The sequence below is a fragment of the Streptomyces sp. NBC_00513 genome, assembly GCF_041431415.1.
Classification (GTDB): domain Bacteria; phylum Actinomycetota; class Actinomycetes; order Streptomycetales; family Streptomycetaceae; genus Streptomyces.
Genome location: NZ_CP107845.1, coordinates 503,847 through 516,836 on the forward strand (window position 1 = coordinate 503,847; position 12,990 = coordinate 516,836).

Annotated in this window: 11 protein-coding genes; 6 read left to right on the forward strand and 5 right to left on the reverse strand. The window is 70.3% G+C overall.

The window, feature by feature from the left end; translation table 11 throughout:
- Positions 1 to 22 precede the first annotated feature (22 nt).
- Together OHA84_RS02560 and OHA84_RS02565 are read left to right on the forward strand one after the other, a co-directional pair.
- Complete coding sequence (locus OHA84_RS02560) at positions 23 to 1,501, forward strand: ATP-binding protein (RefSeq protein ID WP_266973709.1); 1,479 nt, start codon at positions 23 to 25, stop codon at positions 1,499 to 1,501.
- Positions 1,498 to 4,275 carry a hypothetical protein gene (locus OHA84_RS02565; RefSeq protein WP_266973708.1) on the forward strand — a complete coding sequence of 926 codons (2,778 nt, stop codon included), beginning with the start codon at positions 1,498 to 1,500 and terminating at the stop codon, positions 4,273 to 4,275. Before OHA84_RS02560 ends, OHA84_RS02565 begins: the two co-directional genes overlap by 4 nt.
- A gap of 13 nt (positions 4,276 to 4,288) precedes the next feature.
- Here OHA84_RS02565 and OHA84_RS02570 read toward each other — a convergent pair whose 3' ends face one another.
- Positions 4,289 to 4,489: a hypothetical protein gene (locus OHA84_RS02570; protein ID WP_053683806.1), complete on the reverse strand. Its 201-nt coding sequence runs from the start codon at positions 4,487 to 4,489 to the stop codon at positions 4,289 to 4,291.
- A gap of 460 nt (positions 4,490 to 4,949) precedes the next feature.
- Here OHA84_RS02570 and OHA84_RS02575 point away from each other — a divergent pair, with 460 nt between their 5' ends.
- The 3 genes from OHA84_RS02575 to OHA84_RS02585 all read left to right on the forward strand — a co-directional run bounded on the left by OHA84_RS02575 (position 4,950) and on the right by OHA84_RS02585 (position 7,541).
- A complete protein-coding gene (locus tag OHA84_RS02575) occupies positions 4,950 to 5,753 on the forward strand; it encodes an alpha/beta fold hydrolase (protein ID WP_266973706.1) in 804 nt (267 codons plus the stop codon).
- Positions 5,750 to 7,057 carry a PP2C family protein-serine/threonine phosphatase gene (locus tag OHA84_RS02580; RefSeq protein WP_266973704.1) on the forward strand — a complete coding sequence of 436 codons (1,308 nt, stop codon included), beginning with the start codon at positions 5,750 to 5,752 and terminating at the stop codon, positions 7,055 to 7,057. Before OHA84_RS02575 ends, OHA84_RS02580 begins: the two co-directional genes overlap by 4 nt.
- A 256-nt stretch (positions 7,058 to 7,313) precedes the next feature.
- Complete coding sequence (locus tag OHA84_RS02585) at positions 7,314 to 7,541, forward strand: hypothetical protein (protein ID WP_053683798.1); 228 nt, start codon at positions 7,314 to 7,316, stop codon at positions 7,539 to 7,541.
- A gap of 226 nt (positions 7,542 to 7,767) precedes the next feature.
- On the opposite strand, the gene OHA84_RS02590 is transcribed toward OHA84_RS02585, so the two are convergent.
- The 4 genes from OHA84_RS02590 to OHA84_RS02605 form a co-directional block, all read right to left on the reverse strand.
- A complete protein-coding gene (locus OHA84_RS02590) occupies positions 7,768 to 8,790 on the reverse strand; it encodes a hypothetical protein (protein WP_266973701.1) in 1,023 nt (340 codons plus the stop codon).
- 38 nt (positions 8,791 to 8,828) lie between these two features.
- Complete coding sequence (locus tag OHA84_RS02595) at positions 8,829 to 8,990, reverse strand: hypothetical protein (RefSeq protein ID WP_266973699.1); 162 nt, start codon at positions 8,988 to 8,990, stop codon at positions 8,829 to 8,831.
- A gap of 117 nt (positions 8,991 to 9,107) precedes the next feature.
- The gene (locus OHA84_RS02600) at positions 9,108 to 10,310 is read right to left on the reverse strand and encodes a serine hydrolase (RefSeq protein ID WP_266973697.1); all 1,203 of its coding nucleotides are present in this window, start codon (positions 10,308 to 10,310) and stop codon (positions 9,108 to 9,110) included.
- A 47-nt stretch (positions 10,311 to 10,357) separates the two neighbouring features.
- Entirely contained in the window at positions 10,358 to 11,386 is a 1,029-nt protein-coding gene (locus tag OHA84_RS02605; protein WP_266973695.1) for a hypothetical protein, read from the reverse strand.
- A gap of 265 nt (positions 11,387 to 11,651) precedes the next feature.
- On the opposite strand from OHA84_RS02605, the gene OHA84_RS02610 reads away from it, so the two are divergent.
- Positions 11,652 to 12,380, forward strand: coding sequence for a GbsR/MarR family transcriptional regulator (locus tag OHA84_RS02610; RefSeq protein ID WP_266973693.1), 729 nt, complete (start codon positions 11,652 to 11,654; stop codon positions 12,378 to 12,380).
- Positions 12,381 to 12,990 lie beyond the last annotated feature (610 nt).

Consider the following 12,990-nt stretch of genomic DNA (forward strand, 5'->3'; position numbering starts at 1 on the left):
CGACGAGCCGACGGGAAGCGGTATGGCGGAGGAGCCCGATCAACTCGCAGCGCTGTCGCGAAGGCTGCGCGCCCTCGTGGCCGGCACGTTCGGAGACCGCTATCAGGTCAGAGTGGTGGCCGACAGGGCAGGCATAAGCCGCAATACCCTCTCCGCCGCCCTCAATGCCCGGCTGGGAGCCGACCGGAAGGATCGCAAGGTCCCGGCCTTGCGCACGCTGGAGCGCATCGCGGACGTCACCGGCGCCGACGTCGGGCCGCTCGAGGAGTTGCGCGAGGCGGCCCTGCGTCAGGTGGACGGCGTCGCACCGGTATCGCCCGGCTCGCCGGTCTGGTCCGAGTTCGCCACGCCACCGGCCGGCCTGGCGGACGATCTGCTGGTCGCCGATTTCGCGTACGGGATCGTCGAACCCCTGGCCCGCGGGTTCGTCGGCCGAAATCGGTACATCGACGCCGTCGAGGCCGCGATCGAGGACACCGCCCTGCCGTCCGGCTACATCCTGATCACCGGTGAACCCGGCATCGGCAAGACGTCGCTGATGGCGGAGCTGGTGCGCCGCCGCAAGTGGCTGCACCACTTCAACGTCGCCGCCTCCGGTGCGTCCACGACCGAGGCGTTCCTACGCAATGTCTGCGCTCAGCTGATCGTCCGGTATCACCTGGACCACACGTCGCTGCCTCCGCGCGCCGGTCGGGACGGCCTCTTCCTGCTGGGCCTGCTGGGCACGGCGGCCGCGTGCCAGGACACCCCGCTCGTCATCGTGGTGGACGCCATCGACGAGGCGGCGGACGACGGGAGACCGGGGATCAACCGGCTGGCGCTGCCCCGCCAACTGCCCGACAACGTCTACGTCGTCGTCACCTCGCGGGGTCGCAACGCCTATGAACTCGACGCGGACCGGATCCGACACATGGAGATCGGGGACGACGACGAAGCCAACCAGGCGGACCTGCTGCTCTACGTGGAGACGTTCATCGAGGACAATGCGGAACGCCTGGCGGACGTCCTGGCGTCCGCCGGGCAGAAGAGCCACGACTTCGCGAAGCAGTTCCTGGAGCGCAGCGAAGGCAACTTCCTGTACGCGGTCCGCGTCCTGCCGGAGATCGCCGGCGGTGAATTGCTCTGGCGGGGAGACATCGACGACCTGCCGCTCGGGCTGCGCGAGTACTACCGGCGGCACTGGGTGACGATGCGCGCGGCGGACCCGGAGCTTTTCGACGAGGTGCACCGACCGGTGATTCTGGGGTTCGCCATCCTGCACCAGACAACGGCCGAGATCATCGCCCAGACCTTGAGCCTGCCCCTCCATCCGGTCCGCACGGCGGTGGCGACATGGCAGGAGTTCCTCAACCGGGGCCGGCCCAGAGCCGACGGACACCCCGTGTATCGCATCTACCACAAGTCGTTCCTCGACTTCCTCTCCACCACGGCGGGGATCGACGCGGTGGAGAAGCGGCTGCTCGACTTCGTCGACGACGCCGTTGAATGGGACGACGAGTGAGCAACCAGTTCGACCGGCTCCACACCGAACAACTGTTGAGTGCCCTCGAACTGCGTTCCGGCAAGCGTGTCGACCACAGCGCGCTCGTACGGATGCTCCGGCAGACCACCGACGACGGGACCGGCCCGCGAATGTCTCTGCTGGAGCGGCTGGAGCGGGACGAGCGCGCCTCGGCACTGCCGGTGGCACTGCGCACCGCCCTGGCCGCGTCCCGCCCGGGCCAGAAGCGGGCCGCGGTGGGGGCCAGGGCGCGGTACGCGTTGGTCCTGGCCTCGCTGCCCGGCTCTCTCATCGACTTCCCTCCGGGGCTGCTGCCTCGGCTGCTCGAGCGCGGCGTGTGGAACTCCGAGCGGGCCCGCCTGGCGGTGGCCCAGATCATCGAACCGCGGGTGCGCGTCCTGCGACTGGCCGAGTTGGTGAGGAGCCTCCCGCGCGATCACGCGCTCGCCGAGGACCTGCACGAGGCCGCCGCGCTGTGCGCGTCGGATGGCCCGTCGGGACTTCGGGCCGTCTCCGTCGCTCTGCCGCTCCTGAGCACCCAGGCGCGGGAAGAGCTGGTCGAGCACATGCTGCCCCGCCCGGAACCGGGGGCGGACCGCGAGCGGCTGGCCCATCTGCTCAGGTACGCCGCCGGTCTGGCACCGGCTCACGTGCGAGAGGCGCAGACGCTGATCGGCCGGACAGCGGTGTTCAGCGAGGATGAACGGCTCACGGCCTGGGCCCTGCTGTATCCGGTGCTGGCGCCCGAGCGCCGCGCCGCGGTGCTTCCGCGGCTGCTCCGGGCAGCCGTACCGGACGCCTCTCCGGTGCTCGCCGCCGCCCTTCTGGTACTCGTCGATCACACCGACGGCCCTGCCAGGGAACGGCTGTGCGCATTCGCCGCGACCCGTCACCGCGTGCCGCGCGTCGGCGGCGCGTCGGTCTTCGAACGCACGGTGGCTTTGTGGTCGCACCGGATCGCCGTCGGCCGGTTCGTACCGGCCACGCTCGCCGGTCTTGTACTCGGGTTCAGCCTGGACTTCCTGGGAGGGCGCCGGAACGAGCGGGCCTTTCTCCCTCTCTCTGTCACTGCCTCGGCCAGTGCCGTGGTGCCGCGGCGACAGGTGCGAGTGGCGGCGGTCGCCTGCGCCATGGCCGCACCGGACCGCTTCCGGGACGCGTTCCCCTACGACCGGTTTCCCGATATGGCCTGCACCGACTGGCAGGACGTCCTGCCCCTCGTGCTCGGCGGACTGCCGAAGTCCTTCAGGGCGTTCGCTCGGCATGTGGTGTCCTGGGTGGCCGCTCGGCTGATGCGGCGCGAGGGGGCGCTCGACATGGAGGTGCGTGGCATCGGCCTGCTTCTGCGGGCCACGGTGGCGCGCGGAGTCCGGGACGAGAAGGAGGCGCTGGACGTGCTCGCCCGTCTCGAAGCCACGCAGGGCGCTCACTTGTTGGAACACGACATCAGGCTGCGCGCCCTGTCCGACATAGCCGGGGGCCTGCCGAACGGGGCCCTGGCACGTGCCGCCCGGCTCTTGGAGGCGCGTGGCGACAGCGACGCGACCTCCATGGCCGTCGCCCATCTCCTCCCCCACGTGGAGGTCGAGGAACGCCCCGCATACACCGCTCTGGTGCTGGACCGGGTCGTGGCCATGAGCGCGGCCGACCCGGAGGCCACGTGCCGTGTAGTGACGGTCCTCGCGGAGCATCTCGACCCGAGCCAGGCGGCGACGGCATGGGAGGCCGTTCGTTCGTTCGCCCATGACACGTGGGTGAGAGACCCCGAGCCCGGCGGCCCGGAGCCGCTGCCGCCACTCATGGCCACAGCGTGCGCGGCACTGATCCCGCGCCTGCCGGCCGGTCTCCTCCCACAGGCTCGGCGGTTCCTCGGCCTCTGCCGCATGGGTGTGCCCAAGGTCCAGGGCACGGCGGAACTGGCCCGCCGCGCGCCCGGACCGCGGTCCACCGTGTCGGTGCTGAGGATGGCTGCGACCAGCTTGGTCCAGGCTCCCGATCCGGTGGAGACGGCACGGTGCCTGGCCGTCCTGATACCCGTACTGCCGCAACGGACCGGCCGGTGGGCGGTCCGGCACGCCCTGCGCCTCTTGAGGAAAGCGGCTGATGGCACGTACGAGGACGGGCGACACATCCCGGGAATCCTGGCCGAGCTGGTGCGCGGCGCCCCCGAGGCCGTCCGCGATGCGAATGCGGTGGCCGGCAGGTTGCGCGCGAGCGGCCTGCGGGCCGAGGCGACCGTGGCCCTCCTGCCTCACCTCGGGGCCGAGGAAAGGCAGGAGTCGCTCGACATGATCGTCCACACCGTGCTCGGCCGCCCGGGCCTCACCGACTACGGCCACCTGGTGTCGACGGCACGGCTGCTGCCGTGGGTCCAGGAGCCGCCGGACGAGTTCGTACGGCGGCTCCTGGACGGGATCGACGGGCAGTGGAACGCCGCCACGCGCGCGGCAGCGTTCGCGGCGCTGGCGGAGTCGGCGCCGCTCGCACTGCGCCCGGATCTCGTCTCTCGGGGCCTGATCGAGGCAGCGGCCGTGACCGATCCCCGTGACCGCGCCACGTGCCTTGTGCGGTTGGCCGGTGCCGCGTCGGGGTTGTCGGGATATGCGGCGGAGGCAGAGTGGACAGCTCTCATGACCGCCGGCTCCCGCCGGTCCCGCCGTGAACTCCTCGAAGACCTGGGGAACCTGGCGCCACTGATCGCCACGGTGGGTGGCGCCGCCGCGGCGACGGAGGTGTGCCGGGCGCTGGCGGACGTGAGCAGGCTGTGGCCGTGATGCGGACCCACGGTCAGCCGGACTGGTACAGGGCGATCAGCAGTGTGCCGAGCGTGAGAGTGCCGCCGAAGGCGGCGCCGCCGTGCAGCACCGCGACCGGCCATCGGTTGCCGGCCAGCCACGACAGGACCGTGGTCGCCACGGCGACCACGAGGGCGAGAAACGCGGCGATCACGATGCCGAGCGTGATCGCCGCACGCGGCGTCTGAACCATGACGGGGGCTCCATCTCCTTGGGGAGACAGCAGCATCGCCCCGCGAGGACGTCATTCCGCCCAGAGTGGGCACCGCTGGGCGGACTGGGCACGGACTTTCACCGTGCCGCGGCCGCACCTCGCGCTGCCACGTCAGACAGGACCGGGTGGGTTCTGCCGGCGCCGACGTTACCGTGCCGCGGCCACGCCTCGCGCTGTCACCCCACCCTCGGGCCGATGGTCTCAAGGCCTCGGCTCCGCGACCGGCGCCGGCGGCCGCTCCTCCCGCCCTCCGACGACCGACCCCGCGACCTTGCTCAACGGAGATCACCCCCCGACGAGCGTGGCCGCAAGGCGGGGGAACCCGGAGGCATCTTCCAGAGCAAGTGAGGAGACACCCGGTCGGGGCCCTGGAGCGCCCCGACCACTCGCTGCGGCGGCAGACCTGCCCCGGGCCGGCGGGGGGTGCGAGACTGACGGGATGGATATCCGTCGCAGGAACAACGTCACCGTCACGGGCCGCGCGGACGGGCCGGTGCTCCTGCTGGCGCACGGGTTCGGCTGCGACCAGAACATGTGGCGCCTGATCGTCCCCGCGCTGGCCGAGGACTTCCGGGTTGTGCTCTTCGACTACGTGGGGTCAGGCCGCTCGACGCCCGCGGCATGGAGCGAGCAGCGCTACAGCTCGCTGGAGGGCTACGCCTTGGACGTGTTGGAGGTCTGTGAGGAACTGGACCTGCGGGACGCGATCTTCGTGGGGCATTCGGTCAGTGCCATGGTCGGGGTCCTCGCTGCCGCGAACGCGCCGGAACGGTTCTCCCGTCTGGTGATGGTCGCCCCCTCGCCCCGCTACATCGACGAGGACGGATACCGGGGCGGGTTCGACGCCGACGACATCGACGAGCTGCTGGAGTCCCTGGAGTCCAACTATCTGGGCTGGTCGGCGGCGATGGCGCCGGTGATCATGGGCAACGGCGACCGCCCGGAGCTCGGTCAGGAGCTGACGACGTCGTTCTGCGCGACCGATCCGGACATGGCGCGAGTCTTCGCCCGCACGACATTTCTCTCCGACAGCCGTGAGGACCTGAAGACAGTCACGGTGCCGACTCTGGTCCTGGAATGCGAGCAGGACGTGATCGCTCCCCGCGAGGTCGGCGCCTACGTTCACGCGGCGATCCCCGACAGCCGCCTGGTCACGCTGAAGGCGACAGGACACTGTCCGCAACTGAGCGCGCCGGAAGCCACCGCCGAGGCGATCATCGAGTTCGTCGGGGTTCGCCGATGATGTGCCGCGTCGACGAGGACCGGGAGCCCGACGGAGAGCCGAACGTCGCCGCGACGGACGCGGTGTTCACCTCCCTGTTGGAGGACAGTGCGGAGGAACTGTACGAGCAGGCGCCGTGCGGGTACCTGTCGACCCTGATGGACGGCACCATCGCGAAGATCAATGCCACGCTGTTGGGTTGGCTGGGCCTGGAGCGCTCCGCCGTGGTGGGGCGGATGCGGTTCACCGATCTCCTCACGGTGGGCGGCAAGCTGTACCACGAGACGCACTTCGCCCCGATGTTGGGGATGAAGGGCGAGATCAACGGCATCGCCCTGGACATCAAGGCTGCCGGCAAGCAGCGGATGCCGGTGCTGGTCACCTCGAAGGTGAAGACCAGTACCGGCGGGGAGCCCCTGCTGATCCGCACCACGGTCTTCGACGCCCGTGATCGCCGCGCCTACGAGGTGGAGTTGCTGCGCGGCCGCCAGGCAGCCGAGGAGGCGCGCCGCGAGGCGGAGGAGGCACGCCGGCAGGCGGAGGCCGACCGCGAACGCCTCCAGGAGGCCCTCGCCGTCCTCCAGCAGAACCTGTTGCCCGCCGCCCTCCCCACCATTCCGGGACTGGAAGCCGCGTCCTACTACCACACCGCCTCCCCCGACCTGCTCGGCGGAGACTTCTACGACCTGTTCCCCATCGACGCCGGCCGGTGGGCGTTCTTCCTCGGCGACGTGTGCGGCAAGGGCCCCCAAGCCGCCGCGGTCACCTCCCTGACCCGCTACACCCTGCGCGCGGCAGCCCTGCACGATCCCGAACCGGTCAACGTGCTGACCACTTTGAACACCGTGCTCCACGAGCGGTACAGCAATGGCGACCCCCGCTACTGCACCGCCGTCTTCGGGATCCTGCACGCCGGCCGTGACCGCGTCGATGTGCGCCTGGCCTCAGGCGGACACCCCTCCGCGCTGATCCAGCGCGCCGACGGAACCGCCGACTACCTCCACACCCCCGGCGGCATGCTCATCGGCGTCCTGCCCCGCGTCCGGTTCACGCCGGCCCACACCGAACTGCGGCCCGGCGACACCCTGCTCCTCTACACCGACGGCCTCACCGAGGCCCGCATCGGACCCGATCGCGCCCTGTACGGCGAGGACGCCCTGCGCGCCTTCACAACGGCCCGGCCCGCAGCCGGCCCGCAGGCTCTGATCACCGCCCTGACCGGACTCCTCGCCGGCTTCGGGGACGGACTCGACGACGACACCGCGCTGCTCGCCCTCGGCGTACCCGCCCCGCTCACCACCCCCCTGCGGGCAAGGGCGACGTAGGGCCGGCAGGTCCACTCGGTGTCGCGCCAGGGAGTACGGTCGCCGCCCATCCAACTTCAGTAAGGGTGCGGGCAGTGCCGCCGGCGGCGCCGGGTGTACGAGGGCGTGGTCTTCGAGCCTTCTGCTGTCGATTGCTTCGCCTGCCGCGGCGGGGTGTCTTTCCGGTGCTCTCCGCACGCCACTGCGTCCTTTGGACTACCGCGTTTTCGGCCCTGCGGAGGACGATCTCGCGGCACCGCCGCGAGAGGGTGGATCCGTGCGAACAACCATCGGATACACCGTCGAAAGCATCGGCTACGTCGTGGGAGCCCAGGGGCTTGTCAGCTTCGCCTCGCAAACCTTCTTCGGCACGGAGTGGGGCTGGATGCACAAGGTCGTCGACCTTCCGCCCGCCGCATACCTCGGCATCGTCGCCCTGGGGCTGGCGCTCATCGTCGGCGGGGTGAAGACGCGGAAGACGCCCCGGCGCCAGACGGCCGCCTGACCGGCGATCCTTTCAGCCCGCGACGCCCATTCGAGGCCGGACGTGAGGCGAGAGATCACGCTCGGATCGGCGTGCCCAGGTGGCAGAGCACTGCGTGGAATGAGCGTGGTCCCGGTCCGCGGAGAGCCCGGTCGGGGACTTGGAACCTGCGGGCACCGGCCTTCGTCGCGCGACGGTGGGCGAGGCACGGGCAGCAGCCGGGGCACCTGGTGGACGGCTCCTGCCGTCAGTGGCGCGGGGCCCACGGGTCGTCATCAGGATCGGACCGGCCGGGGTGGAGCAACTTTCGGACGCAGTGCCGCAGTCCCGTCTCGCCGGATCCGCCGATGACGGCCATCCATGGCAGGTCGTTCATGGCGTGGGCGCGTTCGTCCGTGGCGAGGTGGTCGACGGCGGCGCGCAGGTCGTCGGGGGCGGGTTCGTCGGTGAGGCAGAGCCAGCCGATCGCGGCGGCCAACCGGACCTCGGGCGCTTGTGTACGGTCCCGCCACCGCTCTCGCATCCACGCGGTGGTCGGCGCGTGGGGGTGGGCGCGGGTGGCTTCGGCGGTGGCGAGGACCAGGGCGGCGCTGACGATCGGGTCCTGCTCGGCGGCGAGCCGGGTGCGGAAGGCGGAGCGGACCGCTCGGTCTGGGTCAGTGGCCGTGGCCAGTGTGTAGGCGGCGTCGATACGCATCGACGGGTCGGGGTCGCCGAGAAGGGGCTGCAGGAGAGCGGTGTCGGCGGTGATCGCGGCCCGGGCGGCGGCGACCGACCAGCCGGCAGGGTAGCCGGTCACCTCGACGCCGTAATCGTCGTACAGATCACCGTCCTGGGTGTCGGCGCGGTGAAGCAGCAGTTCTTCGCGGGAGGCAACGCCGAAGTAGCGGGCGCGGGCCGGGCAGGAGACCTCGGCGAGCGCGTCGGCACGATGGGGGTGGCCGGTGTCGGCGGCGATCCTGATCAGGAACGGTACGGCGAGAACGGCGGCGGCCCGCGTGTCGTTGGCGCACATGCCGTCCACAACGCCCGTTCCGGCGCGAAGGGAGCCCTCGGTGTGGAGCAGGTGAACGGCCTCCCTGACACGATTCCCCTGTGGGAAGCGCTCCCAGGGGACTTCGTCGAGCAGGAATCCGTCCTTGACCTCGGCCCGGATGGCGGTCATCACCGCCCGCACGTCGAACGGCCCGCCCGCGAAGGAGGACGGTTCCGCCCCGTCCACCAACGCCCGGCACATCGCGAACGTCGGATCGGTTCGCCACTCGCCCATGTCACACCACCCCCACTGCTGAGTCTGACCGGAAGCGATCATGCGCCTTCGGGCTGCGCCCCGCCGACGTCGGCGGCCGGCGCCTCTGCCGCGAACGGTGGGTGAAGGAGCGGGTTGACGGCATCGAAGGCCGCACGCACCATGTCGATGGCCCCGGCCGGGACGAGGGTGGCACGACGCTCGGCGAGGACGTGTTCCACGGTGGCACGGGGGCCCGTACCGGCTGGAGGAGTGGGTCCGGCGGTGGTGGCTGGGTGTTCACCGGCGCAGTCTTGTCGCCGGAGGGCTGCCGGTGCCATCGGATTTGCTCGGGGCGGTCACCGACCCGCATGCCGTGTGTCTCCGCCTGCCCCGTGCGTCCTTGGAGAACTCGCTCTTTCGGCAGCCGCGCCGAACTCGGTGGTGAGGATGCCGTCGAAGACGCCGAGGCCGCTCCAGTCGCCGTTGACCTGGCTCGCGAGCAGGTGCCCGCCGTCACGGGTTCCCACGGCGTAGGTCCATGAGCCGTACGTCGCGCCCGCGTTGCCCCAGACCGTGACCCCGGTCGGCAGTGTCTGGGCGAACACGCCCAGTCCGTATCGGGTACTCGGGATCCACGGGACGGGTCCTGTGGTGTCGACGGTGGTGAACATGTCCTGCTGCTGCTCGGCGGGCAGCAGCCGGCCTCTGAGGAGGGCGCCGAAGAAGCGCTGGAGGTCGCCGGTGGTCGAGATGATGCCGCCTGCCGCCCAAGCGAAGGACTGGTTCATCTCGGTCGCGTCATGGACCTCGGGCTGGGCGTCGGAGGAGAAGAGCGTGGAGTAGTGCCGCGGGTGCGGCCCTCGGATCGTCGGTTCCGCGCCGGGCAGGTAGGTCCCGGTCAGCTTCAAGGGCTGGACGATCCACTGGGTGAGCGCCTGCGCGAACGTCCCGCCTGTGGCCTTCTCGACGATCAGGGCGGCCAGGAAGTAGTTGGTGTTGGAGTAGAGGAAGGCGTCTCCCGGGGCGAAGGCCGGCGGGGTGGCCAGGCCGATCCTGATCAGCCGCTCGGGGGCGTAGGTGTCGTAGCGGTGCTGGAACCAGGCCGCGCCGATGCCCCTTTTGAAGAACTCCGGGTCGTTGCCGTAGTTGAGGATGCCGCTGGTGTGGTTGAGCAACTGCCGGATGGTGATCGCACGGCCGTCATGGCCGTTGCCCGCCACCAGCCCGGGCAGCCACCGCTCCATCGTGTCGTCAAGGCCCAGCTTGCCTTCGGCCGCCAGTCGCAGGACCAGCGCGGCGGTGAACGCCTTCGTCGTGCTCCCGATCCGGAACCGCTCGGAAGGCCGGCGTTCGCGCCCGGTCCCGGTGTCGGAGACGCCCGCCGAACCGAACCACCTGCCGCGGTCGTCACGGACCTCTACGACCATGCCGGGAGCGCCGCCCCGGGTCACGGCGTGGTTCAGGGCGCACTGCATCGCGGAGCGGTCCGGGATCGTCGCGGGGGCTGTCGGTGCACTCTGCGCGGTCGTGGTCGTCTCGTTGGAGAAGGGCGTGGTCATGTCGGTTTCCTTTCAGGAGTTCGGATCGTCGGGGTGGGGCGGCGGCGTCAGCACGAGGGCTCGAGGTCTTCGGCCGGTTCGACGGTGGAAGGCCCGGACGTGGTGCGCTCCGACGTGGCGCGCTTGGCGGTGGCGCGCTTGGCGGTGGCGATGACCCTTGCGGTGGTCGCCACCGCGAGGACCAGCACCGCGGCAAGGGCGAGGAGGGTGGCGGAATCCGGGTGGATCAGGGACTGTCCGCGCCAGGCCTGCCAGGTCACCACCGCGACCAGGCCCGTGTAGCCGAGGGCGGCACTGCCGACCAGGCGGGCCCGCACCCTCTCGTCGCGCAGCCAGACGTGCTCGGCGGCGAGTGCGGCCAGTACCGCGGTGATCAGGAGGAGCACCTGGATGCCGTGCAGGGCGAAGAAGTGCGGTACCCGGAAGTCGCCGCCGGTCACACTCCAGTTCGTGAGGGGCATGCCGTGGCCGTCCGGGTCTCCGATGCCGTGGCCCTGGTACATCCGCACGGAGTGGCCGTTGGCGTCGGTCACCGTACGGGAGTGGATCTCGGTGACCATCCAGAAGACCGGCACGACCATGCCGAAGGTGGCGAGTGCGACACCGGAGCGGATGGCGCGGTTCAGCGCCGCTCCCCCGGTGAGCTGGATCGCGACGACGATGGCGAGGACCAACTGGGCGATGACGATGACCATCACGCCGAAGGTGAGGAGGGGGACCAGGGCCAGGGTGACCGGGTCGGTCTGATCCGCGTTGAAGTGGCTGAAGGTTCCGCGCGCCGCCTGGACGGTGATGGCACCCACTTCGACCATGGCGGCGACCGCGAAGACGGTACCCAGCCACCGTCCCAGTCGTCTGCCCCTGGTCAGCTTGGTCAACAGCCAGGCCAGCGTGGCGGCGTACAGGCCGAAGGCGAAGGCGAACTTGAGCGGCTTCACCCACACCGACTCATCCAGCAGCATCCGTCCGTCGACGACGGTGCCGACGCCCGAGATGAGTACCAGGCCGAGCATGAGGGCGGCACAGACCACCAGCGCACGGTTCCAGGTACGAACGGGGGTGAGGAAGGTGGTCATGAGAGCTCCGATCAGGGCGACGAGCAGCCCTCGTACGGGGCCTGCCCGGCTTGCACCGCTCGTTCGTGGATCACTGAAAGCTAAATTGCTTTCACTCTTTCGTCAATCAATAAGCCGGCACGTTCGGCATTAATGCAGGTCGTTGAGCAAAACTCTTGCAATGACAGTGAAGGTGAAGGCAAATCCCCTCTCGGAACATTTGCAATGACCTGACCGCGAACGCAATACTGGCCGCACACTCGGACCTGACACGGAGGCGACGCCGATGCCCGGAGGCAGACTGACCCACGAAGAGCGACGGGAGATCGCGGAGGGACTCAGGGAAGGACTCACCTACACCGACATCGCCGGCCGCCTGGACAGGCCCATCTCCACCGTCACCCGAGAGGTGGCCCGCAACGGCGGCCCTGCCGCCTACCGGGCCGACGCGGCGCATCGCGCGACCGCAGGGCGGGCCCGTCGACGCAACCAGGTCCCGGCCCCGCCCCCCTCACCGGCCGAGAGCGGCGCACACGGACGCGACCCGGAGGCCGTCCTCGAACTGGAGGGACAGTTCACGGCGATGATGGTCGGCACGGGGCTGCCCCGGATGACCGCCCGCGTACTGACGTGCCTGTACGTCACCGATGGCGGCAGCCTGACCGCCACCGAGCTCGCTCAGCGCCTCCGGGTCAGCCCCGCCTCCGTCTCCAAGGCCGTGGGCGAACTCGAACAGCAGGAACTCATCAGGCGCGAACGCGACACCGGCCGCCGACGCGATGTGTACGTCATCGACGCCGACGCCTGGTTCCGCGGCTGGATGGCCGGCGCACGGCAGAACACCACGCTCGCCGACTTCGCCCTTCGCGGCGCCGAGGTCCTCGGCGCCGCGACACCCGCCGGCACCCGGATGCGGGACCTCGGCCACTTCTTCGAGCATGTCGGCCGGAGCATGATCCAGGCGGCCGAGGAATGGCGGCAGGCCGATGCCGGCAGGCGCGGCACATCGGACTGAGGAGTTGACGGGCGCGGCCCCGGATCCTGCGTGGAGCGCATGCGTACTGACGGTTGGGCGCGCTGCTGCGAGCGGGGATTCGTCTCTGCGCGGGAAACGAGGGCGGCCCGGCCGCCTGGATGCCGGCATTCGGATATCCGCATCCCCACTGTGGAGGTGGGGGTGGAGGTGGGGGTGGCTATGCGCCGGGCTGGTTTGGGACGGTGGCGGCGCGCGGGTGGCAGTAGGCGCGCTCGGCTTCGGTGAGTGGCGGTTCACCGAGGGCCGGGCCTGCCGGTCCCTTGATGACTCCCCACAAGGTGTCCGCACGACCGTGGCCATGATGGATGCCACGATGTGAGCCGTGAGATAGAGCAGGATCATCTCGCGGATGAGCGGCGTGCTCGCGTAGTGGACCTCGAAATCCACCAGGCGCTCGGCGGGGGCTTCGCCGGCGACGAAGGGGGTGACGATCCCCAGGATCACCAGTCCGTAGACGGCATGGAGTCGGCGCGCCCAGCGTCGGGCTTCGGCCCGCCGCAGCGGCACTCTGCTTGGCAGCTGCCCATTCCTCATCGAACGTCACCGAAGCCCCTCCCCCGCGTGTACGAATCGGAAGGTTGCCCCAACA

Bases quoted from the DNA above. Each gene is read 5' to 3' on its own strand.
- OHA84_RS02610 (WP_266973693.1), top strand. From the start codon at position 11,652: ATGCCCGGAGGCAGACTGACCCACGAAGAGCGACGGGAGATCGCGGAG.
- OHA84_RS02560 (WP_266973709.1), top strand. From the start codon at position 23: ATGGCGGAGGAGCCCGATCAACTCGCAGCGCTGTCGCGAAGGCTGCGC.
- OHA84_RS02600 (WP_266973697.1), bottom strand. From the start codon at position 10,310: ATGACCACGCCCTTCTCCAACGAGACGACCACGACCGCGCAGAGTGCA.
- OHA84_RS02605 (WP_266973695.1), bottom strand. From the start codon at position 11,386: ATGACCACCTTCCTCACCCCCGTTCGTACCTGGAACCGTGCGCTGGTG.
- OHA84_RS02580 (WP_266973704.1), top strand. From the start codon at position 5,750: ATGATGTGCCGCGTCGACGAGGACCGGGAGCCCGACGGAGAGCCGAAC.
- OHA84_RS02570 (WP_053683806.1), bottom strand. From the start codon at position 4,489: ATGGTTCAGACGCCGCGTGCGGCGATCACGCTCGGCATCGTGATCGCC.
- OHA84_RS02575 (WP_266973706.1), top strand. From the start codon at position 4,950: ATGGATATCCGTCGCAGGAACAACGTCACCGTCACGGGCCGCGCGGAC.
- OHA84_RS02590 (WP_266973701.1), bottom strand. From the start codon at position 8,790: ATGGGCGAGTGGCGAACCGATCCGACGTTCGCGATGTGCCGGGCGTTG.